We start from the raw sequence: 22,376 nt of genomic DNA on the forward strand, positions 1-22,376 counted from the left end.
CCGCCAGCAGAAAGGTCCCTCGTGGAACAACGAATTATTCGCCTCGTCGCCGTCGGTGACGAGCTTCTGGCCGGGCACGGCGACCCACGTGCCCTCGGATGGTTTGGGCGCGTTTTGGCCCGCACGACGAGCCCCGAGACCCTCGTGGAGCCCTATCAGTTGGCCGCGCCCCGCGAGGGGACGGAGGCGCTCGCCAAGCGATGGCTGACGGAGGCGCGCCCCCGGTTTTCTGACGCGCGGGAGAACCGCGTCGTCATCGCCTTGTCCGACGCGGATCTCGACGAAGAACTCTCCACCGCGCGGAGCCGACTCAACCTCGCCAACATGCTCGACGCCGCCTCCCAAGCCAGCATCAAGGCCATGGTGGTTGGCCCTCCCCCGGGACTCGACGCCGACCGCAACCGCCGTCTCGCCGAATTGTCCGCTGCTTTCGCCGATGTCGCCAGCCGGCGCCACCATGCCTACGTCGACACGTTCACGCCCTTGCAACACCATGAACAGTGGCGCAATGATTTGGCGGCAAACGACGGAGCCCCTGGTCAAGCAGGCTACGGACTCATCGCTTGGCTGGTTCTGCACCGCGGCTGGTACCAGTGGCTTGGCATGCCGGAGCCAGCTGCCGGTTAGGCCCCAGGACCTCGGTGTGGGAGACTGGTCTGTAGTCCTTTTCGGATGATCATCCTTTGACGAACCACCTTGAGGAGTCACCATGAGCAGCAAGCGTGCACGTAAGCGCAAGGATCGCAAGCGCGGCGGCGCCAACCACGGCAAGCGCCCGAACAGCTAAGCGATTCGTTCTGCGAATCACAGGAGGCCGGCACCCCGATGGGTGCCGGCCTCCTGTGCCTTCACGGCAGGGCCCAGGCTAGCGGTGCCCACTCTCGACTCGGATTTCACTGATGCGCATCATGATGCGCGATTTTAGCGTGTGCGGGGCTTGCTCCGTGCAGGATCGCTTGACCACGGAACGAATGATGCATTCCAAGTCGTACTCCTGCGCGCACTCCGTGCAGTGCTCGAGGTGGCGCTTGACGTCATTGAGGTCGTCGACAGACAAAGCGCCGTCGAGGTATTCGTAGAGCCGGACGATCCGCGAATCATCGCAGTCGCCCAGAGACTGACAGTCGCCCATTTACTTCTTCTCCTGCTTCTTCGCCGCACCGCGTGCGGTCCCCTGATCTCCGATACCGCGGTCTGCTGCGTAGTCGGCGAGTAGCTCACGCAACTGTTTGCGACCGCGGTGCAGACGTGACATGACAGTGCCCATCGGGATGCCAAGGATCTCTGCGACTTCCTTATAGGCATACCCCTCCACGTCGGTGAAGTAGACGGCCAACCGAAATTCCTCAGGGATGGTTGCCAAGGCGGTTTTCACGTCTGAATCCGGCAGGTGATCCAACGCTTCAGCCTCCGCAGACCGCAATCCCGTCGAGGTGTGCTCGGCGGCTTCGGCCATCTGCCAGTCTTCAACCGTGTCCGTGCTGGCACGCAGGGGTTCTCTTTGCCGCTTGCGGTAGAGATTGATGTACGTATTGGTCAGGATGCGGTACAGCCACGCCTTGAGATTGGTTCCAGGCTTGTACTGGTGGAACGCTGAATACGCCTTGGCGTACGCCTCTTGGACCAAGTCCTCGGCGTCGCTAGGATTACGCGCCATCCGCAGGGCCGCCGAGTACAGCTGATCGACGTACTGCAAGGCGTCCGCCTCGAAGCGCGACCGGCGCTCTTCGGTGGTCTCTTGCGCGGCCGTGTCCGTGCTGGTCTGTGAATCGGTCATCACGCGACAGTCTACGCGCGTCGGCCTCTCCATGACGGTCGTGGATGATCCAGCCACCGAGCGCCTCCATATCTCTGACTGTTCCTTGCAGGTCGTATAACGAACCCGGCCGCCATGCCTATTCCCGCGAGCTATTTCGGCTCCAGCACGACTCGTCAGCGCGGAAAGAACGCGCCAGCATCACAAAGATGTCAGACTAGGGACTGACACGTCGGCTTGACCATGGAGGAAGAATGACTGCTGTCCGCGCGATCGCACGCCCTTTGCTCGCTTCGAGCTACGTCTACACAGGACTCGAACGGCTACGGAAGCCGCAGCTCGCCGCCGTGCGCTTGCGGACGGTGCTTGATCGGGCCGCTGCCAAGGCGCCGCGCTTGGCGCCGCTGGCCGAGCGCGCCGAGTTGGTCGTGCGCGCTATTGGCGGGACGCAGATCGCTGCGGGGATTTTGTTCGCCGCAGGAAAAGCTCCTCGTTTCTCCGCCGCAACCCTCGTCCTCTCCTCTCTCGCGGCCGCCGCGGACGATTACGCCGATACCACCATCGCGGAGAAACTGAAGCACGCTTCCCTCGGCGGCGGAGTCCTCTTGGCCAGCGTCGACACGGCCGGGCAGCCCTCCATCGCGTGGCGCGCCCAGCATCTCACCAAGGACGTCCGCAAGCAGTTGGCCCGCACCAATCAGGACGTCACGAAGGCGGTGCGCTCCACGGCCAAGGATGCGGCCAAGAACGCCGAGGACCTGCTGAACCGTTAACCCAGATGACCACTTCAGGTATCTCTGCCGACCTGTGGCCGGCGCCGTACGTCGACGGCCCCGTTGACGCGACGGTTTCCATCCCCGGATCGAAGTCCCTCACAAACCGTTATCTGCTGCTCGCTGCCCTAGCGGACGGGCCTTCGATCCTGCGGCGCCCCCTCCATTCACGCGACTCCCGTCTCATGATCGAGGCCCTCGAAGCCTTCGGCGCCCGGGTGGAGGAGCTGCCCGGGCACGGCGAGTATGGGCCGGACCTCCGCGTGACTCCCCCCACCGCAACGATCTCGAACCCCGGCGTCGTCGACGTCGACTGCGGGCTGGCGGGTACCGTGATGCGCTTTGTCCCACCCCTTGCGGCAGTGTTGGGGCGCCGCGCCCGGTTCGACGGCGATCCGCACGCCCGCCAGCGGCCCATGTCTCCCATCGTCGACGCCCTTCGACAACTTGGCGCCACGGTGGACGACGACGGTCGCGGCGGTTTGCCCTTTGAGCTCTCCCCGCAGCCACCACAGGACGCACCGGCACAGGTGAGCATCGATGCCAGTGGCTCTTCGCAATTTGTCACGGCCCTCCTGCTCGTGGGGTGCGCGCTGCCCGGCGGCCTCACGGTCCACCATGTGGGCCCCACGGTCCCCAGCCCGGATCACCTTGCCATGACCCTCGACGTACTCCGCAGCGTCGGCGTTGACGCCACCCAAGTGGGGGCGTCCGCGTGGACGGTGGCTCCCGGGCGCATCCCGGCGTTCGACACGGTGATCGAGCCAGACCTGTCCAATGCGGGTCCGTTCTTGGCCGCTGCCATGGCAACGGCCGGCACGGTTCGCATTCCTGATTGGCCGCAGCGCACCACTCAAGTTGGTGACCAGTGGCGCTCCATCCTCACCCGCATGGGCGGAATAGTGAGCTGGGACGATCACGTGCTCACCGTCTCGGGGCCGGCCGAACTGCTGGGCATCGATGTGCCGGATTCCTCAGAGCTCGCTCCCACGGTGGCCGCGCTAGCGGCCTTGGCCACGACGGAATCCCGACTCACGGGAATTGCCCACCTCCGGGGACACGAGACGAATCGCTTGGCGGCCGTGGTCACGGAGATTCGACGCCTCGGTGGCCGCGCCGAGGAACTCGACGATGGGCTGGCCATCGCACCGGCGCCGTTGCATGCGGCGGACGTGCAGAGCTATGACGACCACCGCATGGCCACCTTTGGCGCGATCCTCGGCCTCGCGGTCCCCGGTCTGAGAGTCGAGAACATCGCCACCACGAGCAAGACCATGCCAGATTTCCCGGACATGTGGCAGCAGCTGGTCTCCACCGCGAGGCGCGCGTGATGGCTCGCTCCCACGACGACTGGGACGAATCAGACGTCCGCGTCCGCCCCAATAAGCGCGGGTCCAAACCCCGAACCAAGAAACGGCCCAAGCACGAAGATGCCGTCTCTGGACGCATCGTCACCGTCGACCGCGGCCGTTACACCGCGATGGTTGATGAGGGCGCGTCCACGGAGCGCCTCGTGATCGCCGCGCGCGCCCGGGCCCTCAACCGCCAGGCCGTCGTGCCTGGAGACGTGGTGGGGCTCGTCGGCGACACCTCAGGTGAGCCCGACACGTTGGCACGCTTGGTCCGCATTGAACACCGGCGCACGCTGCTGCGCCGCAGCGCCGATGATTCGGACCCCGTCGAACGCGTAGTGGTCGCCAATGCGGACCAGCTCGTCATCGTCGTCGCGGCTGCCAATCCCGAACCACGCACGGGATTCATCGACCGCGCCCTCGTGGCCGCGTACGACGCCGGAATTCACCCGATCTTGTGCGTCACCAAAGCCGACGTTAAGGATCCCGCAGAGCTCTTGGCGAACTACGCGCATCTGGATCTCGACGTCGTCGTCAGCCGCAGTACTCACGATGCGGCCAGCGGGACCGACGCACGGTCCGCGGACGGCGAGTCGGCACGTCTGGACTCGGCTGCGCTCGCTGCTTTGCGGAAGCTCTTGGACGGACAGATCAGCGCCGTGCTGGGTCATTCGGGCGTCGGCAAGTCGACGCTGGTCAACGCACTCACGGGAGCCGAACGCGCCACGGGCGGGGTCAATGCGGTCACCGGCCGTGGTCGCCACACGTCCTCCTCTGCGCTGGCTTTGCGGATCGACGACGCGGCCGCGGGCACGTGGATCATCGACACGCCCGGAATCCGCTCCTTCGGCCTTGCCCTCGTCGATCCTGAACACATCTTGGCCGCCTTCGACGACCTCGCCCCGGCCGCCGCGCACTGCCCTCGCGGCTGCGGGCACAGTGGCGCGGACCCCGGCTGTGCCCTGGATGCGTGGGTGGCCGATGGGCGCGCCGGTGACTACGGTGCGGACCGGCTGTCCTCCTTCCGGCGCCTGCTCGGCGCGGAAGAGGAGATCGAGACCAAAGAACTCGGTTCTCACTAGTGCTGGGGTAGGTTGGAGAGTATGACCTCCGACGTGATGACGTACAACGATGATCTGCGCTTGGCCCATGTCATGGCGGACTCCGTCGACTCGATGACCATGGAACGGTTCAAGGCGCAGGACCTAGCGGTGGAGACCAAGCCAGATCTCACCCCGGTCACCGACGCCGACCGCTCGGCAGAAGAAGCCATCCGCGGGCAGCTCAAGCGCTCGCGCCCCCGGGACGCCGTGCTGGGCGAGGAGTATGGAAGCACCGGCCACGGACCCCGCCGCTGGATTATCGACCCGATTGACGGGACCAAGAACTTTGTCCGCGGGGTCCCGGTGTGGGCCACGCTGATTGCCCTCGTCGACGAGGGGCGGCCCGTCGTCGGCCTGGTCTCCGCGCCGGCCCTCGGTCGGCGCTGGTGGGCGGCCGAAGGAATGGGGGCCTACACGGGGAAGTCTCTCGCCCGGGCCACTCCCCTCCGCGTCTCAGGCGTATCGGACATCGCCGACGCGTCTCTGTCCTATTCCAGCCTGTCCGGGTGGCGCGAGCGCGGCCAGCTGGAGGCCATGCTGGACCTTCATGATCAGGTCTGGCGCACGCGTGCCTACGGCGATTTCTGGTCCTACTGCCTTGTCGCCGAGGGCGCCGTCGATATCGCCACCGAGCCCGAGCTCGGCCTTCATGACATGGCCGCCCTCGTCCCAATCGTCCAAGAGGCCGGCGGCCGGTTTACCTCGCTCGAGGGTGAGGACGGGTGCTTCGGCGGCAACGCGCTGGCGAGCAACTCCCTGCTGCACGAGCAGGCCTTGAGGATCCTGTCCGCCAGCTAATTTTGGTACCCGTTGTAGTGCCACCGCTGGCCTGACCGCGATATTTCTCCTGCAGGTTGTGTTCTCCTCCGCCTCCGGGCAAAATTTAGGCATGACTAAAACTTCTCGAGGCCCGGCACGCCTCGTCCGCCGGGTCGCTGCAGCAGCGTTGCTGACGGCACCGCTGATACTCGCTGGGTGCGGCGCCGATGCCTCGCCCCCGGTGTCCACACCGCCCTCCCCCGGCGCCACAGGATCGACGGACGATCAACCGGTGGTACTGACGACGTTCAGCGTCCTGGCCGACCTCGTCCAGCACGTCGCGGGCGACCGCGCGGACGTCGTCTCGCTCACCAAGCCCGGCGTAGAGATTCACGGCTACGAGCCCACTCCCTCAGACCTTGTCCGCGTCAACGAGGCGGACCTCGTCATCGATAACGGACTCGGGCTGGAGCGCTGGTTCGAACGCTTCATCGAGGATGTCGACGTTCCGCACGCCGTACTGTCGGAGGGGATCGAGCCCATCGACATCGCCTCAGGCGAGTACTCCGGGACGCCGAATCCCCATGCCTGGATGTCGCCGTCGGCAGCTCAAACGTACGTTGATAACGCCGTCGCGGCGCTGAGCGACCTCGCACCTGAAGACGCAGACTACTTCGCCGCGAACGGCAAAGACTTCAAAGGCGAACTGCAACAACTGGCTCAACAAACGGCGGCCGCGCTTCCAGCCTCCGGCGCACTCGTGACCTGTGAGGGGGCCTTCTCCTACCTCGCGCGGGACCTTGGGCTCGATGAGCACTCGCTCTGGCCGGTCAATTCGGATGTCGAAGGCACCCCGCAACAAATCGCCGCCCAGATAGAGTTTGTGCGCTCCCATGATGTCCCCGCGGTCTTTTGCGAATCTACGGTCAACGACGGCGCCCAACAGCAAGTTGTCGCGGCCACGGGCGCTGACCTCGCCGGGCCACTCTACGTCGACTCGCTCTCGGGCCCCGACGGTCCCGTCCCGACCTTCTTGGATCTTCTGGAGTACGACCTGCGCATCATCACCGATGCCCTCGGGCAGGAGGCCTCGTGAACGTCATCGACGTCGAGAATCTCAGTGTGACCTACGGCAGCGTCAAGGCCCTCGATCAGGTCAGCTTCACGGTGCCCTCCGGGGAACTGTGCGGGTTGATCGGCGTCAACGGAAGCGGCAAATCCACGCTGTTCAAAGCCCTGATGGGTCTCGTCTCACCGCGCGCGGGCCGCCTTGAGCTATTCGGCCAGTCCCAAGCCGTGGCACGGCGCCAGCAATTGGTGACCTACGTGCCCCAGGCCGAGGACGTGGACTGGACCTTTCCCGTGAGTGTGCGGGAAGTGGTCATGATGGGACGCTACGGGCACATGGGGCGGGCGCGACGACCGCAGCCCGTCGATATCGAGGCCGTTGACGTAGCACTTGAACGCGTCGGGCTCACGGAGCTAGCTCACCGCCAGATTGGCCAGCTCTCGGGCGGCCAGAAGAAGCGCACCTTCGTCGCCCGCGGCATCGCTCAAGGCGCCGACCTCATGCTCTTGGATGAACCGTTCGCCGGTGTTGATGTCACCTCTGAACGCGTCATCTTGTCCTTGCTGACGGCCTTGACCGCTGAGGGACGCACCATCTTGATGTCGACACACGACCTCGCCGGGGTCCCCTCCTTTTGCACCCAGGCACTGCTCTTGCACCGCACCGTCATCGCCTCGGGTCATCCGGACGAGGTCCTGACCGAACACCACCTGGCCCGCGCGTTCGGCGGACCGAGAGAGGAGGCCTAAATGACACCCTGGGAATGGATCACGCAGCCCCTGTCCTATGGGTTCATGACCGACGCCTTGATCGTGGCCGTTGCCGCGGCCCTCGTCTGTTCCGTTCTCTCCTGCTGGCTCGTGCTCATGGGCTGGGCGCTCATGGGGGACGCGATCTCCCACGCCGTGTTGCCCGGTGTGGCGCTGTCCTATCTACTGGGGCTGCCGTTCGCCGTGGGCGCGCTCGCTTTCGGGCTCGGCGCCGTCGCCCTCATTGGCTCCCTGCGTTCCAGAACATCGCTGAAGTCAGACACGGCCATCGGGGTCGTCTTCACCTCACTCTTCGCCCTCGGTCTCGCGATTGTCTCCAAAACCCCGAGTGATGTCGACCTAGGGCATATCCTCTTCGGAAACGTCCTCGGCGTCACGGATGCGGAAATGCTACAGGTGCTCGCCCTCGCGGTGGTGACCCTTGGCGTCCTGCTCTACCTGCGCAAGGACCTGACGCTGTTGGCCTTCGATCGCGTTCACGCCCACGCCCTCGGCATCAATACCAAGACGCTCCATTTTCTCCTGCTGACTTTGCTCGCCCTCACCGTGGTGACCAGCTTGCAGGCCATGGGAATCATCTTGGTCGTGGCTATGCTCATCATCCCCGGGGCCACGTCATTCCTGTGGACACGTTCCTTCGGCAGGATGCTGTCCATCGCCGCCACGCTCGGCGTCACCTCCGCCGTGTGCGGCCTGTACCTGAGCTACTATCTGGACGTGTCAGCGAGCGCCGCGATCGTCCTGACGCAGGCTGCGTTCTTCGCCCTCACGCTCGCGGCGGCCCCCGAACAGGGGCTGGTTTCACAGGCTATCCGCCGGAGGAAAACAGCATGAACGGACCCGATGCTTCTTCCCTCAAACTGACGCCGAGTGAAGAGAACTACCTGAAGTCGGTCTACAGCTTGCGGGAGTGGGACGCACTCGAAGTCACGACGGGTGCCCTCGCCGGCAAACTCGGCGTGGCGCCCGCCTCCGCTACCACGATGGTCACCAAGCTCGTCGCCCGCGGCCTCATGGAGCATCCTCGCTACGGGGCCATCACCCTTACCCCCGAGGGGACTCGTGCCGCCCTCCAAGTCGTCCGCCGGCACCGGCTCATCGAGACCTTCCTCGTCGAGCAACTGGGCTACACCTGGGACCAAGTCCACGACGAGGCTGAAGTCCTTGAACACACAGTCTCCGAGCGCTTTATTGAGCGCATTGATGCGTTGTTGAACCATCCTCAGGCGGACCCGCACGGGGACCCTATCCCCACGGCCACCGGCCAGCCACGCCTGCCGGACGCCGTCCGCCTGGACCGGGCTCCGGCAACCGAAGGCGCCGTCGTCGTGCGCATTTCCGACGATGATCCAGAACTCCTCCGGGCCTGCGCGGAGTCGGGCGTCGTACCAGGGGCCACGCTCGACACGGCTCAGCACGGCCTGCCCCACGCGACAATGCGTGCCATCTGGGTACGCGTCGAGCGATAACGCGCATGTCGAATCACCAGTTGCGCATGACCTGGCCCGTCGTTGCCGCAGTTGCCGCCGCCGGATTCGTGGGCACACTGTTGCGCTACGGACTCAGCCATCTGCTCGGAGACGCTGCGCGACCCGTGGTCGAGGCCGGCCACGTGCAGTGGGACACCCTACCGTGGGGGACCGTGCTGGTCAACGTCGTCGGATGCCTAGCGTTGGGCTGGGTGACCGGATGGTGGGTGGCCGCCGGCATCACCCACGGCGGGCGACGGCGGCTCCGGCTGGCGGTCACCGGCGGACTTCTCGGCTCATTCACGTCATTTTCCGCGATCGCAGTGATCACACCCGGCGTAGCCCTGTCGGGCGCGGAGCTCAGCGACACCGGCCTGTCAATCATCTGGACACTGGGTGCCGCGCTGGCGTGCTGCGGTGCCGCGGCCGCGGGCTTACTCGGTGGACGTTGGTCCCACGGCGGATCGCGGCCACACCACGACCCAGCGGAGCCACGCTCATGAGTGCGCTCTGGCTGGCCCTGGCCGTCGGTATCGCCGGGAGCCTCGGTGCCGTGGCACGGGTATGGCTCGATCTCCGGCTGACTCCCCGCGGCTCGCCCACGCTCCCCCTCGGGACGCTCACGGCTAACGCCGTTGGATGCCTACTCCTGGGTGCGGCGCTCGGCGGCCTACCCGCCGAAGGAGCGGCCGTCTCCCTCCAGCCCGTGCTCACAGCGGGACTCTGCGGCGGGCTAAGTACGTACAGTTCATTCAGTGTGACGACCATGACCCTCTGGCTCGAGGGCGCCGTCGGCCGCGCCCTCGTCAACGCCCTCGCGAACCTCGCCCTCGGCGGCGCCTCGGCCGCCACTGGATGGGCACTGATCGACGTGTTGATCCGCTAAAGTTCATGTCGAGCCGGAAATCGACGTCAAGCGCGAAGGCTATTTCGAGGCGGCTCGCCGGCCGCGCGGGCGCTCCTTGGCCGCGGCGCGCCGTTCGCGCGCAGCCGTTCTCGATGCCCGCACTTGGTGATCTGCGGCGCCCAATACGCGCCGCAAGCGTATGGTCAACACCACGCTGATCGCCGTAAAGGTCACGATGCCCCACCCAAGGGTCAGGAAGTCCAACGCAATCAGGACGACGCCGGCGGCCGCGAAGAGCGCGTGGCTCACCACCGGCCGCACGGGCCACAACAAGCGCCACGAGGAATGTGCGCTCAGGAGGATGGTTGTCACGATAACGGCCGGCAGGCCACAGAGGAGGACCGCCCACACGATCGGCAGATCGACGACGTGGATACCCCACAGGATGACCGCACCAACCAACGCGACCTCGAGCACGAACGATAGCGCGTTAGCGACCTTGATCATCCAGCGACCCACCTTCCCCACAACCATGACCACGTGACACGTTTGGAAATTCTAGCTGCGGTCGGCCCCGGTGTCAGGTCACACCACACGCGGCGGTCTGCGGCCGCGCGCTACCGAGACGGCCGGGAAGGGCAACAAAAAACCCGCCCAAGCAGTGCTTGGGCGGGTTCGTCGTGGAGATGGCGGGAATTGAACCCGCGTCCGATGAGGTGTTGCCTGGTCTTCTCCGGGCGCAGTTTGCTTTGAGGTTTCTCTGCCCCTCAGGCCGTCACGCAAACAAGCGGCCTGTTCCTCCGGGCACAGTCATCTAAAAGTCCCGAACGTACCGATGACGAATACGTTCAGCAGTGGCTATCTAAACGACGCCAGATTCAGAGGCGATAGCAACCCCTGGCTGACGGACTGTCTGGCTGCTTAGGCAGCGAGAGCGAAGTCAGTGCGCTTAGATTCGGCACTTATTGGTTTGCAGAGAGCGTTTACGAGATAACTCTGCATCCTCGGCCCGCTTCTCCTGACGCGACTCACATCGTCGAAACCGATCATCCCCGTATGCGGTTGTCAATGGCGGTATCCCGCCTCAAACCACCGCAGCGCTAACTGCGGAAGTACCTAGTCTAACGCATCCGCCGGGTGGTTTCATTCCCTACGCCGTGTAACGGTTTCTCTCGCGCATCGCACGCAGCGCTTCGCGGTTGTCCTGCTTTTCCCGCAGCGTCTGCCGCTTATCAAACTCGCGCTTACCCCGCGCCACCGCAATTTCGACCTTGGCCCTGCCATCTTTGAAGTACAACTGCAGCGGAACGATGGTGTTGCCGGCCTCCTGCAGCTTGCGTTGGATCTTGGTCAATTCCTGACGATGCAGGAGGAGCTTACGACGCCGTCGGGCCGCATGGTTGGTCCACGATCCGTTGAGGTACTCGGGGATGTAGATCTGCTCAATGAAGAGCTCGTCCCCATAGAACTGGGCAAATCCGTCGACGAGCGACGCTTTGCCCTCGCGGAGCGACTTGACCTCGGTCCCGGTGAGGACCATGCCTGCCTCGAATTGCTCTAGCAACGCGAAGTCGTGCTTGGCCTTCCGGTTGGTCGCCACAACGTGATTTGCCGGATCCTTGGCACTGGTCTTTTTTGCCATGACAGCCTCCCTCTCAGACTCGATGCGCACGCATGACAGAACGTCTATGCTACGCGACGCTCGCCGCCTGGTGGTTCAGAGCAAGCCCAGTGGGTTGACGGCCTGCCCGTTGAGAATCGTCTCGAAATGCAGGTGGCAGCCGGTCGAATTGCCCGTTGTGCCGACATAACCAATGACCTGGCCCCGCGAAACACTTTGGCCGTTGGAGACCGCGAATCCGGACATGTGATGGTAGTTCGTCGCCAAGGCGTTGCCGTTGATCACCCCGTGGCTCACCGTGACCTTGTTGCCAGAGCTTCCGCCCCAGCCCGCAAACCAGACCTCGCCGCTCGCGGCCGCGTAGATCGGCCGTCCGCAGGCGCCGCCGAACCCGTAATCGATGCCAGCGTGGAGGTACCCGCCGGCACCCCCGTAATCGATCGTGCCGGAGGGAGTCGGGCGCCATCCAAATCCTGAGGTGATGTAGGCACCCGCCGCAGCGGGGTTCTGCAGCCCCCAGCTGCTGACCGAGCTATCTTGCGAGGAAACCTTGTCCTCCGCCTCGCGCGCTTCCTCTTCCTTGCGCTCGGCTTCCTGTTCCTTGCGCTCAGCTTCCTCCTGCGCAGCCTGATCCGCCCGCGCCTGCTCGGCGGCCTCACGAGCCTTGCGCGCTTCCTCGGCCTTTCGACGCGCCTCCTCGCGCTCACGTCGCTCCTGCTCGGCGATCTCCTGCTTGAGCTGCTCCTGGCGAGCAGCGATGTCGGAGATCACCTGCTCCTGCTCCTGCTCAAAGGCGCTGATCTGGTCCTGGATCTCCGGCCGTTTGGCCTCGAGCTCAGCACTGAGCTCCTCGGCTCCGGCAATCAGGCCATCCACTTCTTGCTTTTTGGCGGCTGCTTCATCACGTGCCGCCTGTTCCCGATCCAGCGCGTCCTCGGCTTCGGCCTTGAGGCTCCGGATCTCTTCCTCGACCGCTTCCAGTCGGACCTGTGCATTGCGCTCTGTCGCGGCCTTTTGGCTCAATTCCGTCAGAACGGCATTCTGACTGCGCAGGGCCTGTCCTGCGAGATCGAGGCCATCGGCGAGGTTGCCCTTCTCCCCCGCATTGAGCATCAGGCTCAGGTTGTTATCAACGCCCCCGCGCTTGTAGGCCTGCGTCGCAATCTGGCCGATGAGCTCGCGAGTTTCATCGATCTTGGCCTGATCTTGCTCCAGCTCGCTCGTGAGGTCGTCACGCGTCTGCTCGGCATCGGAGACCCGCTGTGTCAGCGTGGCGACCTCTTGAGCCGCGATATCGACGCGCCCTTCAGCCTCTGCGAGAGCTTGACGGGCCCCGGGCAATTGCGACTGATAATCCTGCAGTTTGGCCGCGGTTTCCTGAATGTCCTTATCCAGGAACTCCAAGTCGGTCTCGAGTCCGTTGATCTTTCCGTCCAGCTGGTCTTTTTGGTCCGACTGCTCTTGGATCTGATTCTTGAGCTCGTCGATCTCATCCGCCGTCGCTCCGGCGGCTCCCAACCCAACAGCGAGAACTGCTGCTAGCGCGCCGGAGAGGACGGCGCGTGAAAGGGTGCAGCTACGTTGCTCTGCCAAGGGTGTTCCTTCCTCATTGATGGCGGCCTAGGCCACCGCAGTGATCGAGCCGGCTCGTGACCGGAACGAGATCTTAGACCTTAAGGTACCGCCTCAACGTTAACATTGACGAGATACCCGCGAGTACGGCGCCAAGAACAAGCAGCGCTGGCGCGATCACCAAGACATCCGAGCTAGCGATGAACGCCGTTCCTGGATACTGCTGGGCCAAATGTCCTTCGATGAAAAAGTGCGCCACGGCCCACAGGGCGCCACTGGCTAGGGCAGCTCCAATGAGCGCAGCGATGACGCCTTCCAATACGAAGGGCAGCTGGATCACCAGCTTGGACGCGCCTACGAGCCGCATGATGCCCGTCTCGCGCCGACGGCTGAACGCGGAGAGGCGAATGGTGGTCGCGATCAACAGCACCGCGCACACGATCATGACCGCGGCAATGCCGAGCGAGACAAGCGAGGCCACATTCATGATGGAGAAGATCTGCTCCAGCAATTCACGCTGGTCAACCACCACATCAACCCCTTCCATGGAGGAGAACAACTCGTTGATGACCTCATACTTCTCCGGATCGATCAGGCTGACTCGGAAGGACTCCGGGAGCTGATCCGCGGTCACCGTGTCGACGATGGGAGAGTTCTCAAACTGGTCACGGAAGTGTTTCAGCGCCTCGTCTTGAGTCTCGTATTGGTAACTCTCAACGTACTGGCTGACAGCAGGTGAATCCATCATGGATTCGATGGCGGAGCGCTGCTCGTCCGTCACGGCACCTGCCGCGCACGTCTGAGTGCTCGAATTGTCTGCACAGAGGAAGATGGAGACTTGGACCTTGTCGTACCAGAAATCCTTCATCTGATTGATCTGCATCTGCAGCAGCCCGGCGCCACCGATGAAGGAGAGGGACACGAAGGTCACGAGGACGACGGAGACGACCATGGACAGGTTGCGGCGCAGACCGGAACCAATTTCCCCAAGGATGAATGCGAGCCTCACAGTTCGTCCTCCTCGGTGTCGAAGGGAGCGATGGCTTGATTTCCGGAACCGACCTCGCCTTGCGCTTCCTTCGCGGGCCGCAGTTCTCGTGTGCCATCCGCGTTCACGACCGGGATCATCGCGGTGTACTCACCACCTGTTTCATCGCGGACCACGCGCCCGGCGGACAGCTCGATCACTCGTCGCTTCATGCTGTTGACGATGTCGTCGTCGTGCGTGGCCATGACCACGGTGGTGCCGTTCTGGTTGATGCGATCCAAAATGTTCATGATGCCCACGCTCGTTGCGGGGTCGAGGTTACCGGTGGGCTCATCCGCGAGGAGAATTCCCGGCTTGTTGACGATGGCGCGGGCAATCGCCACGCGCTGTTGCTCACCGCCCGACAGTTCGTGCGGCATGCGTCGTTCCTTACCCTCCAGGCCAACGAGCTTGAGCACCTCGGGGACGGTCTCGCGAATCATGTGACGGCTCTTGCCGATCACCTGCATGGCGAAAGCTACGTTGCCGAACACGTCCTTATTCGGCAGGAGACGGAAGTCCTGGAAGACGACGCCGATGCCGCGGCGCAGTCGCGGAACCCGCCACGACGGCACGCGCGCCACATTCTTGCCGGCCACATAAACCTCGCCCGTCGTCGCGCGTTCCTCGCGCAGAACGAGTCGGAGAAAGGTGGACTTGCCGGAGCCGGACGGGCCCACCAAGAAGGCGAAATCACCATGGTCCACCTCGAGGTCAATACCGTCGAGGGCTGGACGCGAGGTCGCGTCGTACACCTTCGTGACGTCTTCGAATCTGATCATGTCGGTCCTGCCCGCACCAGCCACCGGCTATCGGCTGAGCGCGCGGGTCTTTGCTGGGGGAAGTGTCAGCACCGGCACTTGAACTTTAGCGTTTCTCGCACCGCACCCCGGGCAGGCGTGGCCGCGTGTCGTTATCAGTCTGTTATCAGCCGCCGCACAAGTTCGGCGAGGACGCCAACCTGCGACTCACTGGCGCACGCGTGAGACGTCGAGAGGGGCCGCCGTGGCGGCCAGAACCTCGTCCACACTCACCCCGTCCGCAGTTTCCACGAGGCGCAGACCGTCGGGCTCGACGTCGATGACCGCGAGGTCCGTGATCATCCGATCGACGACTCCGCGACCCGTCAGTGGCAACGTACATTCGGGGAGAATTTTCGGCTCCCCCGCCTTGGTGACATGCTCCATGAGGATGACCACACGCTCAGCGCCTTGGACGAGATCCATGGCACCGCCGGGCCCCTTGACCATCTTGCCGGGGATCATCCAATTCGCCAGGTCCCCCGTGGCGGAAACTTGCATAGCACCCAAGATGGCCGCATTGATTTTGCCGCCGCGAATCATCCCGAAGCTCGTCGCAGAGTCGAAGAAACTGGCGCCGGCCTTGACGGTCACGGTCTCCTTACCCGCATTGATCAAGTCCGGGTCAACATCGTCCTCGACCGGGTAGGGCCCGACGCCGAGGATGCCGTTTTCGGACTGCAGGACCACGGTCACGTCCTCGGGTACATAATTCGGCACCAGCGTTGGGAGGCCAATACCCAGATTGACGTAGTCGCCGTCGCGCAGCTCGAGGGCCGCGCGACGAGCCATCTCCTGACGGTTCAGTCCCATGAATCAGCCCTCTCCCCCGGACGGGCTGACCGTCCGCTTCTCGATGCGCTTTTCAATGTCGGTCCCAACCTCGATGATGCGGTGCACGTAGACGCCCGGAAGGTGCACTTGATCGGGGTCGATCTCGCCGGGCTCGACGAGCTCCTCGACCTGAGCGATGCAGATTCTGCCGGCCATGGCCGCTGGCGGACCGAATTGGCGAGCCGCCATGTTGAAGACAAGATTGCCGTGCCGGTCACCGCGCCATGCATGGACCAAAGAAAAGTCGGCAACGATCGACTCTTCGAGCACGTACTCGGCGGCCGTCCCTCCGGGCGCGAATTCTCGGACTTCTTTGGGCTGCGAGGCTTGGACCACCTGGCCCTCGGCGTCATACACCTGGGGCAATCCGCCGTCGGCCACTTGGGTGCCGACGCCGGCCCGGGTATAGAAAGCCGCGATCCCAGCGCCGCCGGCGCGCAGTTTCTCGGCCAGCGTGCCCTGCGGCGTCAGCTCAAGTTCCAGCTCGCCCGTCAGGTAACGGCGCGCAAACTCCTTATTTTCACCCACGTACGACGACGTCATTTTGCGGATTTGACCGGCCTCGAGCAGCACTCCGAGGCCCCACCCATCGACGCCGCAGTTGTTCGACACCACCGAGAGTTCGCTGGCACCCTGCTCGCGCAGCGCCTCGATCAGCGCAATGGGATTGCCCGAGAGGCCGAATCCACTGACGGCCAGCGTGGCTCCACTCGGTATGTCCGCCACGGCAACCGCCGCGGATTCAACCGTTTTGTCGAGTGACATCGACCCTCCAACCAGACTCATGCTACGGCGTCGTTGCCGCGCTGGTCCGATCGTAACGAGAACCGCGTCAAATGTTAAGGGTCACTAACTTTTACGAGGTGGGATTTGTCCGCTCTCCCGCGCGCCAACGAATGCCCGCGTCAATCAGTCCATCGATGTCGCCATCGAAGACGACGGACGGGTTGCCGACCTCGTATCCCGTGCGCAAGTCCTTGACCAGCTGCTGGCCGTAGAGGAAGTAGGAACGAATCTGGTCGCCCCAGCTGGCCGTGATATTCCCGGCCAACTCCTTTTTCTTGGCAGCGTCCTCCTCCTGCTGCTGGAGGAGCAGTCGGGTCTGCAGCACCCGCATGGCGGCGGCCCGGTTTTGGATCTGAGACTTTTCGTTCTGCATCGAGACCACGATGCCGGTCGGTAGGTGCGTCAGGCGCACGGCGGAGTCGGTTGTATTCACCGACTGGCCGCCAGGGCCCGAAGACCGGAAAACGTCGACGCGGATGTCATTCTCCGGGATCTCGACTTCCTGCGCTTCCTCCATGAGTGGCAGGACTTCGACGGCCGCAAAGCTGGTTTGGCGCTTGTCCGCCGATCCAAACGGGCTGATGCGCGCCAGGCGGTGGGTACCTGCCTCGACGGAGAGCGTGCCGTAGGCATACGGTGCGTCCACTTCAAAAGTGGCTGACTTGATGCCCGCACCCTCCGCATAGGACGTGTCCATGACCTTGGTCGAATAGCCGCGGCGCTCGGCCCAGCGCAGGTACATGCGGAGCAGCATCTCGGCGAAGTCGGTCGCGTCGTCGCCGCCAGCGCCCGAACGGATCGTCACGACGGCGGCGCGCTCGTCGTACTCACCAGACAGGAGGGTGACGACTTCGAGGTCGGAGAGGCTCTTCTTGAGGCTTGCGAGCTCCTTCTCGGCCTCGGCGAGCGTGTCCTCGTCGTCTTCTTCCTGAGCGAGTTCAACCATGACCTCGAGGTCGTCAATGCGTGCCGCGGTCCCCTCGAGGCGGCGCAGCTCGGCCTGGCGGTGGGAGAGCTTGGACGTGACCTTCTGCGCGGCGTCGGGGTCGTCCCACAGGTCCGGGGCGCCGGCCTTATCGGAGAGGTCGGCGACGTCGGCCCGGATTCGTTCGATGTCGCTGACGGACTCGATGGACGCGTACGTCGCGCGCAAAGCGCGGATCTCCTCGGCAAACTCAGATATAAGCATGGTGCTCCCAGACTACGTCATTGGTCGATCGAGGGACGCGCGCTCGCGTCGACGCCAATCCCGATTCCATCCGGCACAAACCACCCGATGATCGGCGGTGAAACCGTCGCTTCGAGTCGGATCAGCACGGTTGTCCCGGAGTCGGACAAAGTGGCCCGCTCAAGCTCGAGGTTTTCGTAGCGTCCGGCCGCGCCGCTCCGCACCAAATGCTGCTCACTGCGCGCCCGGACCACAGAGGTCGTCAGCACAGTAGCGGTTACCGAGCCCAGGCCCGAGCCATGGGCCGCTGCGTCGGCCACAGAGTCGGCCTCGGATTGAAGACGACGCGCCTCGAGGTTCACGGCCGTGGCGGCCAACATGGCGCTGATCGCCAGGAGGGCGATGACCACATACCCAATGATCAGGATGATGGTCTGCCCGTCGTCGCCGCTGTCGCGAATCTTCATACCTAGATCCCGCCGAAAATCCGGGTGGCTTGCGCATCAATTGTTCCGACGCGCATGTCAACGCCGGGCGGAGTCAGGGGAAGGTCAAGGTCCACGGTAATCGTCACGGTCACGACAGCGTCCCGGTCCATACACGTCGGGTGACAGGTGTAAGAGAAATCGACTCTCTGGCCCGAGACGCCCATGTTCTCAGCTGCTCGCTGCGCCGCATCATGAGCCCACTCCTGGGCCTCTTCCTCGCTCGCCGCCTGCACGAAGGCGTGGGCAGCGTGGTCTGCTGCACCCACTGCGGCGTAGCTCGCTGCCTGGATCTGACTCGCCGTGAGAATTAAGTAGACCAAGGGCACGAGCAGCAAGACACCGAGCATGGTGAATTCGACCATCGCCGACCCGGCGTCATCCTTCCACCAGCCCCACGGACCGGGACGATGTTCGTCCCTCTGCGCATCCTGAGAGCCCGTATTCCTAGTCATAGCCGACTGCTTCTCCGCTAACGTTGAGCTGACCCATCGAGGGTAAGAAGCCCAAAAGCGGCATGTGGGTGGAGATCTCCACGCGCACTCCCTCAAGGCCGTTGACGGAAATGGCTGTTGCGGACACATCCTCAGCAAAGCGCGGGGACAGGGAGGTTGAAACGATATCCGCCGTCCGCATCGCCCCTTCTTCGACGGTCCGGTCGGCGAGCGCACCATACCTGGCGCCGGCCGACGCCGCGTCCATGAGGGTATTGCGCACGTGGAGCACCAGCGCGAGTTGAAGCACTGCGAGAAAGACCGCAGTCAGCACAGCCACGGTCATCACAAACTCGGCGACGGCTGACCCACCGTCAAGAGCGGTCGATCGTCGAATCCGAGAAATTCTGACCCAACCCCAGCGCCGTGCTCGTGTGGTATCCACGTGCAATGACCTCGTCTAACCGTCGACGTCGATTAACCGAGTCCGGAAACTCGGTCGATGGCTTGCTCAAACAGGGCACTGAGCCGCGGACCGGCAATAGCCAGGAGTGCCGCAACGAGAACCGCAGACATCAGCGTGATCATGACCCATCCCGGAACGTCACCCCGTTCTTCTCGACGAATACGCTGACTCAAATTAATCACGGCCGTAAGCAAGGCAATGAGGACGACGTGTCCGAGGCCGCCATGTCGAATCAAGTTCTTCACTTTTTCTCCCTTGTTGATGCGTTAGAGGTTGAGGTCAATGAGGGACAACCCGGGAAAGACCGCGAACACAATCGTGAGCGGCAAGACTCCGAAGACGACCGGAGCCAGCATTCCAATTTCTTTCTTACCAGCCGTCTCCATCAGCTCGCGTTTAGCTGCGTCGCGCACATCTTGGGCTTGGGCTCTGACGACTTCCGCCAGTGGCGTACCCCGCTCCACCGCTACGGTGATGGCATCCACGAAACGTGTCATCGCGGAAAGGTCAACCCGATCCGCAAGTCGGCCGAGGGCCGAGCTCAACGTCGCTCCGGCCCTCAAATCGGCGAGGGTTAGCTCGAACTCGTCAGCCAATTCGCCGTCGACAAGGCGAGAAATGCGCTCAATAGCGCCAGAACTCGTCTCGCCCGCGGCTACGGAAAGCGCCAATAATTCCGCAATACTGGGAAACTCATGGAGAATTCGTCGGCTTCTTTTCTGAATTTGTTCTCCGAGGTACCACTCGCGCAAGAAGTAGCCGGCCATCGTCGCCCCCACTATGAGGATCACCGCAGAGACCCAATGCGTCGTCCCGGCGAGGGTTCCGAAAACCGTCCATGCGACGGCGAGCAGGAATCCACTACCAGCCCACACGACTTGCTCCGCCCGAAATTCGGTGACGGTCATTCGCAGACCCGCTTTTCGCAAGCGCGACTCTAACGTCCCGGATGCCGGATTCACGCGGTGGAGCCACCGCGTGAGATCGGTTAAGAGCGGACCAAAAACACTTCCGATAGGTCCCAGACCGGAGGCTTCGGCACGTATCCCACCCAAGATTCGGGAGCCGACGACATGCGCGCGCAATTGTGGCGCCACCCGTTCGGCAAATGTCATACGGCGCATGGCGGGGAGCCGCATGAGTGCCAACCACAGACCAGCACCCAGGCAGACTCCCAAGGTGAGTGCCCACGCCATCGGATAGCTCATTTGATGACCCGCTCTTCCTCGGGCAAGGCGCCAATCCGCAACATGATGCGATAGCAGACGAGGGAAACGACAAGTCCGCCCAACAGTACGCCGGCCCCCGTCCACGTCGAGTAGGCCTCGACAGCCTGCGGCTGCATCGCTAGGAGCAGCAGAATGACCCACGGAGCACCCACCGCAAGGCGCGCGGCATTGACTGTCCACGACTGACGAGCCTCGAGCTCGCCGCGCGTCCGAGCACTTTCACGTAAGAAAACGCTCAGCGTCCTCAGCATCTGACCCAGGTCGGATCCACCTACTTCGCGTGTCATCAGCAACGCGGTGATGATTTTGTCCGCCACGGGATCCGCCAATCGATGCCGTAGTTTTTCGGCCGCGTCACGGAAGCGACCGCTCGCCCGATAGTCCAACGCGAATTCACGGAAGTGCGGCTGTAAGTCAGGCGGACCTTGCGTGCTGAGCTGGGCCAGAGCATCAGGCAGCGGCAGTCCTGCACGAATGGCTGAGCGCAAGTGATCAACAACCTCTGGCCATTGCTCACGCAGCGCTGCAGACCTCTTGCCAGCGCGCCACCGCAAGATCACCCACGGAACTGAGGTACCGAAAATGGCGAAAACCGCTGCTATCAGCGGCGCAGCCGTAACCAGCAACACGATTAAAAAACTGACCACAGCACAGATCACCGACGCGGCGATCAATCCACGAACCGTGAGATTGTTGACTCCAGCTCGCAGAATCAACAACTCTGCCCGTCCGCGTCGGCGTGGCCGTCGGTCGTGCGGCGGAATGACCCAAAGCGAACGCCACACCAAGAACAGGCCCAGGCCGAGCAAGAATCCCAGCAATAGACTCACGACATGACCTCAGCCAAGGCGCTGATGTCCACGCCAGCTCGTACCAGTTTCTCGTGATGAAAGTCAGCCTGCGGATTTGCCGTCAGCTCGCCGTTCGTCCGTGAGAACACCGTAGAAGATTCAATGATGCCGTTCTCGACTCTGTGGCCCAGCTTGATGATTTCGGCAACTTGTCGGTGCCCCTGCGCCGTCCGCTCACAATGGACCACCAAATCAATGCTGGAAGCGACGGTGGGAACCACAAAGTGTGGCGTGATGTTCTCCCCAGCAAGAAGCGGCAACGTGCAGATCTTCGTCACCGCATCCTGTGCGCTGTTGGCATGGAGGCTTGCCATGCCTGGCAGCCCTGCGTTCATGGCGATGAGCATATCCAGGGCTTCAGCCTCCCGAACTTCGCCAACAACGACTCTGTCAGGTCGCATGCGCAGTGCCTCTTTGACGAGACGCCGCATGGTGACCTCACCTCCGCCTTCAAGATTCGCCTGCCGACATTGCAAAGCAACCACATCCCGACGATTAACCTTGAGCTCGAAAATTTCCTCGATCGTGACAACTCGCTCGCGAGTTCCGATGGCCGACGTCAGGCAATTGAGCATGGTCGTCTTACCAGCTTGAGTCGCGCCAGAAACGAGGACATTCATGCCACTCGATACAGCCGCCTGAAGGTACTGAGCCGCTCCAGGCGTCAGTGATCCCAACTCCACCAGTTGATCTAGTCGCTGTGCCCTGGCAATGAACTTGCGGATATTGACGGACCAATGGCGTCGGGTGATGTCCGGAATCACGACGTGCAGCCGCGAGCCGTCAGGCAGCGCGGCGTCAACGAATGGCGACGACAGGTCGAGCCGCCGCCCAGAAGGCTTGAGCATACGCTCGACGAGCGTTTCCACTTGGTCAGCAGTGAGCCGGATTGACGTCAGCTCGCTGACTCCGCCTCGGGCACAGAAGATTTCGGTGGGGCTATTGATCCAAATCTCTTCAACTTCAGGATCATCGAGCAGTGGCTGCAATGGACCGAAGCCCGCGACGGCGTCAAAGACCTGCCGGGTGACTTCGTCGAGGGCGCCAAGCCGCGGCAACGTCCCCCTCACCGAACGCTCATCATAATCACGGACTGCCGCGTACACGATGCGGCGAACTTCCGCGCTTTCCCGCGAGGGGTCTAGACCTCGTAGACGGATTACTTCCCGGACTTCATCTTCAACGATACGAACACCGTCCACCAC

General features: G+C 63.3%; 29 protein-coding genes and 1 other RNA gene. 12 read left to right on the plus strand and 18 right to left on the minus strand.

Translation table 11 applies throughout. From position 1 onward, the window contains the following. The first annotated feature begins 21 nt into the window (after positions 1-21). Positions 22-627: a GDSL-type esterase/lipase family protein gene (locus IW252_RS02200; RefSeq protein ID WP_196835078.1), complete on the plus strand. Its 606-nt coding sequence runs from the start codon at positions 22-24 to the stop codon at positions 625-627. Positions 628-709: 82 nt separating this feature from the next. Then, positions 710-787, plus strand: a complete 78-nt coding sequence (locus tag IW252_RS13775) for a 50S ribosomal protein bL37 (protein ID WP_373278143.1) — start codon at positions 710-712, stop codon at positions 785-787. A 78-nt stretch (positions 788-865) separates the two neighbouring features. Here the strand turns inward: IW252_RS13775 and rsrA are convergent, their stop codons facing one another. Both rsrA and IW252_RS02210 read right to left on the minus strand, forming a co-directional pair. Further along, complete coding sequence (gene rsrA, locus IW252_RS02205) at positions 866-1,132, minus strand: mycothiol system anti-sigma-R factor (protein ID WP_196835079.1); 267 nt, start codon at positions 1,130-1,132, stop codon at positions 866-868. Beyond that, on the minus strand, positions 1,133-1,777 hold the full coding sequence (locus tag IW252_RS02210; RefSeq protein WP_196835080.1) for a sigma-70 family RNA polymerase sigma factor: 645 nt from the start codon (positions 1,775-1,777) through the stop codon (positions 1,133-1,135). A gap of 233 nt (positions 1,778-2,010) precedes the next feature. On the opposite strand from IW252_RS02210, the gene IW252_RS02215 reads away from it, so the two are divergent. The 10 genes from IW252_RS02215 (at position 2,011) to IW252_RS02260 (ending at position 9,937) form a co-directional block, all read left to right on the plus strand. Further along, positions 2,011-2,529, plus strand: a complete 519-nt coding sequence (locus IW252_RS02215; RefSeq protein WP_196835081.1) for a DoxX family membrane protein — start codon at positions 2,011-2,013, stop codon at positions 2,527-2,529. A 5-nt stretch (positions 2,530-2,534) separates the two neighbouring features. After that, entirely contained in the window at positions 2,535-3,860 is a 1,326-nt protein-coding gene (aroA, locus tag IW252_RS02220) for a 3-phosphoshikimate 1-carboxyvinyltransferase (RefSeq protein ID WP_196835082.1), read from the plus strand. Beyond that, positions 3,860-4,963: a ribosome small subunit-dependent GTPase A gene (gene rsgA, locus IW252_RS02225; protein ID WP_196835083.1), complete on the plus strand. Its 1,104-nt coding sequence runs from the start codon at positions 3,860-3,862 to the stop codon at positions 4,961-4,963. Before aroA ends, rsgA begins: the two co-directional genes overlap by 1 nt. 21 nt (positions 4,964-4,984) lie before the next feature. Next, positions 4,985-5,782, plus strand: coding sequence for a histidinol-phosphatase (gene hisN, locus IW252_RS02230; RefSeq protein WP_196835084.1), 798 nt, complete (start codon positions 4,985-4,987; stop codon positions 5,780-5,782). A 91-nt stretch (positions 5,783-5,873) separates the two neighbouring features. Beyond that, a complete protein-coding gene (locus IW252_RS02235) occupies positions 5,874-6,839 on the plus strand; it encodes a metal ABC transporter solute-binding protein, Zn/Mn family (RefSeq protein ID WP_196835085.1) in 966 nt (321 codons plus the stop codon). After that, complete coding sequence (locus IW252_RS02240) at positions 6,836-7,561, plus strand: metal ABC transporter ATP-binding protein (RefSeq protein WP_196835086.1); 726 nt, start codon at positions 6,836-6,838, stop codon at positions 7,559-7,561. Before IW252_RS02235 ends, IW252_RS02240 begins: the two co-directional genes overlap by 4 nt. After that, positions 7,562-8,416 carry a metal ABC transporter permease gene (locus IW252_RS02245; RefSeq protein ID WP_196835087.1) on the plus strand — a complete coding sequence of 285 codons (855 nt, stop codon included), beginning with the start codon at positions 7,562-7,564 and terminating at the stop codon, positions 8,414-8,416. Then, positions 8,413-9,051 (plus strand): metal-dependent transcriptional regulator, encoded by a 639-nt coding sequence (locus IW252_RS02250; RefSeq protein WP_196835088.1) that lies wholly within the window; start codon positions 8,413-8,415, stop codon positions 9,049-9,051. Before IW252_RS02245 ends, IW252_RS02250 begins: the two co-directional genes overlap by 4 nt. Positions 9,052-9,056: 5 nt before the next feature. Further along, on the plus strand, positions 9,057-9,554 hold the full coding sequence (locus IW252_RS02255) for a fluoride efflux transporter FluC (RefSeq protein WP_196835089.1): 498 nt from the start codon (positions 9,057-9,059) through the stop codon (positions 9,552-9,554). Beyond that, positions 9,551-9,937, plus strand: a complete 387-nt coding sequence (locus IW252_RS02260; protein WP_196835090.1) for a fluoride efflux transporter FluC — start codon at positions 9,551-9,553, stop codon at positions 9,935-9,937. Before IW252_RS02255 ends, IW252_RS02260 begins: the two co-directional genes overlap by 4 nt. A gap of 39 nt (positions 9,938-9,976) precedes the next feature. Here IW252_RS02260 and IW252_RS02265 read toward each other — a convergent pair whose 3' ends face one another. From IW252_RS02265 to IW252_RS02340, 16 genes are all read right to left on the minus strand, one after another. Continuing rightward, a complete protein-coding gene (locus IW252_RS02265) occupies positions 9,977-10,405 on the minus strand; it encodes a DUF2568 domain-containing protein (RefSeq protein WP_196835091.1) in 429 nt (142 codons plus the stop codon). Between the two features lie 171 nt (positions 10,406-10,576). Beyond that, positions 10,577-10,952, minus strand: a transfer-messenger RNA (tmRNA) gene (ssrA, locus tag IW252_RS02270). Positions 10,953-11,048: 96 nt separating this feature from the next. Next, positions 11,049-11,540, minus strand: coding sequence for an SsrA-binding protein SmpB (gene smpB, locus IW252_RS02275; RefSeq protein ID WP_196835092.1), 492 nt, complete (start codon positions 11,538-11,540; stop codon positions 11,049-11,051). A 75-nt stretch (positions 11,541-11,615) separates the two neighbouring features. Continuing rightward, the gene (locus IW252_RS02280) at positions 11,616-13,112 is read right to left on the minus strand and encodes a M23 family metallopeptidase (RefSeq protein WP_196835093.1); all 1,497 of its coding nucleotides are present in this window, start codon (positions 13,110-13,112) and stop codon (positions 11,616-11,618) included. 73 nt (positions 13,113-13,185) lie between these two features. After that, positions 13,186-14,100: a permease-like cell division protein FtsX gene (gene ftsX, locus IW252_RS02285; protein WP_196835094.1), complete on the minus strand. Its 915-nt coding sequence runs from the start codon at positions 14,098-14,100 to the stop codon at positions 13,186-13,188. Beyond that, the gene (gene ftsE / locus IW252_RS02290) at positions 14,097-14,900 is read right to left on the minus strand and encodes a cell division ATP-binding protein FtsE (RefSeq protein WP_196835095.1); all 804 of its coding nucleotides are present in this window, start codon (positions 14,898-14,900) and stop codon (positions 14,097-14,099) included. Before ftsE ends, ftsX begins: the two co-directional genes overlap by 4 nt. A gap of 186 nt (positions 14,901-15,086) precedes the next feature. Then, on the minus strand, positions 15,087-15,731 hold the full coding sequence (locus IW252_RS02295; RefSeq protein ID WP_196835096.1) for a CoA transferase subunit B: 645 nt from the start codon (positions 15,729-15,731) through the stop codon (positions 15,087-15,089). Between the two features lie 3 nt (positions 15,732-15,734). After that, entirely contained in the window at positions 15,735-16,517 is a 783-nt protein-coding gene (locus tag IW252_RS02300) for a CoA transferase subunit A (protein ID WP_196835097.1), read from the minus strand. 91 nt (positions 16,518-16,608) lie between these two features. Beyond that, complete coding sequence (gene prfB / locus IW252_RS02305) at positions 16,609-17,727, minus strand: peptide chain release factor 2 (RefSeq protein WP_196835098.1); 1,119 nt, start codon at positions 17,725-17,727, stop codon at positions 16,609-16,611. Between the two features lie 17 nt (positions 17,728-17,744). After that, positions 17,745-18,173, minus strand: coding sequence for a hypothetical protein (locus IW252_RS02310; RefSeq protein WP_196835099.1), 429 nt, complete (start codon positions 18,171-18,173; stop codon positions 17,745-17,747). Positions 18,174-18,175: 2 nt separating this feature from the next. Then, positions 18,176-18,646, minus strand: a complete 471-nt coding sequence (locus IW252_RS02315; RefSeq protein WP_196835100.1) for a hypothetical protein — start codon at positions 18,644-18,646, stop codon at positions 18,176-18,178. Then, positions 18,639-19,031: a TadE/TadG family type IV pilus assembly protein gene (locus IW252_RS02320; protein ID WP_331271546.1), complete on the minus strand. Its 393-nt coding sequence runs from the start codon at positions 19,029-19,031 to the stop codon at positions 18,639-18,641. The genes IW252_RS02315 and IW252_RS02320 overlap by 8 nt, the downstream gene beginning before the upstream one ends. Positions 19,032-19,102: 71 nt before the next feature. After that, a complete protein-coding gene (locus IW252_RS02325) occupies positions 19,103-19,291 on the minus strand; it encodes a hypothetical protein (protein WP_331271547.1) in 189 nt (62 codons plus the stop codon). 66 nt (positions 19,292-19,357) lie between these two features. Continuing rightward, the gene (locus IW252_RS02330; protein WP_231365871.1) at positions 19,358-19,999 is read right to left on the minus strand and encodes a type II secretion system F family protein; all 642 of its coding nucleotides are present in this window, start codon (positions 19,997-19,999) and stop codon (positions 19,358-19,360) included. Positions 20,000-20,295: 296 nt separating this feature from the next. Next, entirely contained in the window at positions 20,296-21,150 is an 855-nt protein-coding gene (locus tag IW252_RS02335; RefSeq protein ID WP_196835102.1) for a type II secretion system F family protein, read from the minus strand. After that, the gene (locus IW252_RS02340; protein ID WP_196835103.1) at positions 21,147-22,373 is read right to left on the minus strand and encodes a CpaF family protein; all 1,227 of its coding nucleotides are present in this window, start codon (positions 22,371-22,373) and stop codon (positions 21,147-21,149) included. Before IW252_RS02340 ends, IW252_RS02335 begins: the two co-directional genes overlap by 4 nt. Between the last annotated feature and the right edge of the window lie 3 nt (positions 22,374-22,376).

The sequence above is a fragment of the Zhihengliuella flava genome (genome assembly GCF_015751895.1).
Taxonomy (GTDB): Bacteria; Actinomycetota; Actinomycetes; order Actinomycetales; family Micrococcaceae; genus Zhihengliuella; species Zhihengliuella flava.

Excerpts from the sequence above, each read along its gene's own strand:
- aroA (WP_196835082.1), top strand. The coding sequence starts at position 2,535 with ATGACCACTTCAGGTATCTCTGCCGACCTGTGGCCGGCGCCGTACGTC.
- IW252_RS02295 (WP_196835096.1), bottom strand. The coding sequence starts at position 15,731 with ATGGGACTGAACCGTCAGGAGATGGCTCGTCGCGCGGCCCTCGAGCTG.
- IW252_RS02245 (WP_196835087.1), top strand. The coding sequence starts at position 7,562 with ATGACACCCTGGGAATGGATCACGCAGCCCCTGTCCTATGGGTTCATG.
- IW252_RS02310 (WP_196835099.1), bottom strand. The coding sequence starts at position 18,173 with ATGAAGATTCGCGACAGCGGCGACGACGGGCAGACCATCATCCTGATC.
- IW252_RS02255 (WP_196835089.1), top strand. The coding sequence starts at position 9,057 with ATGTCGAATCACCAGTTGCGCATGACCTGGCCCGTCGTTGCCGCAGTT.
- rsgA (WP_196835083.1), top strand. The coding sequence starts at position 3,860 with ATGGCTCGCTCCCACGACGACTGGGACGAATCAGACGTCCGCGTCCGC.
- ftsE (WP_196835095.1), bottom strand. The coding sequence starts at position 14,900 with ATGATCAGATTCGAAGACGTCACGAAGGTGTACGACGCGACCTCGCGT.
- IW252_RS02210 (WP_196835080.1), bottom strand. The coding sequence starts at position 1,777 with ATGACCGATTCACAGACCAGCACGGACACGGCCGCGCAAGAGACCACC.
- IW252_RS13775 (WP_373278143.1), top strand. The coding sequence starts at position 710 with ATGAGCAGCAAGCGTGCACGTAAGCGCAAGGATCGCAAGCGCGGCGGC.
- IW252_RS02260 (WP_196835090.1), top strand. The coding sequence starts at position 9,551 with ATGAGTGCGCTCTGGCTGGCCCTGGCCGTCGGTATCGCCGGGAGCCTC.
- IW252_RS02235 (WP_196835085.1), top strand. The coding sequence starts at position 5,874 with ATGACTAAAACTTCTCGAGGCCCGGCACGCCTCGTCCGCCGGGTCGCT.
- IW252_RS02330 (WP_231365871.1), bottom strand. The coding sequence starts at position 19,999 with ATGACCGTCACCGAATTTCGGGCGGAGCAAGTCGTGTGGGCTGGTAGT.
- rsrA (WP_196835079.1), bottom strand. The coding sequence starts at position 1,132 with ATGGGCGACTGTCAGTCTCTGGGCGACTGCGATGATTCGCGGATCGTC.
- IW252_RS02315 (WP_196835100.1), bottom strand. The coding sequence starts at position 18,646 with ATGACTAGGAATACGGGCTCTCAGGATGCGCAGAGGGACGAACATCGT.
- IW252_RS02250 (WP_196835088.1), top strand. The coding sequence starts at position 8,413 with ATGAACGGACCCGATGCTTCTTCCCTCAAACTGACGCCGAGTGAAGAG.
- hisN (WP_196835084.1), top strand. The coding sequence starts at position 4,985 with ATGACCTCCGACGTGATGACGTACAACGATGATCTGCGCTTGGCCCAT.
- IW252_RS02265 (WP_196835091.1), bottom strand. The coding sequence starts at position 10,405 with ATGATCAAGGTCGCTAACGCGCTATCGTTCGTGCTCGAGGTCGCGTTG.
- prfB (WP_196835098.1), bottom strand. The coding sequence starts at position 17,727 with ATGCTTATATCTGAGTTTGCCGAGGAGATCCGCGCTTTGCGCGCGACG.
- IW252_RS02300 (WP_196835097.1), bottom strand. The coding sequence starts at position 16,517 with ATGTCACTCGACAAAACGGTTGAATCCGCGGCGGTTGCCGTGGCGGAC.
- smpB (WP_196835092.1), bottom strand. The coding sequence starts at position 11,540 with ATGGCAAAAAAGACCAGTGCCAAGGATCCGGCAAATCACGTTGTGGCG.
- IW252_RS02215 (WP_196835081.1), top strand. The coding sequence starts at position 2,011 with ATGACTGCTGTCCGCGCGATCGCACGCCCTTTGCTCGCTTCGAGCTAC.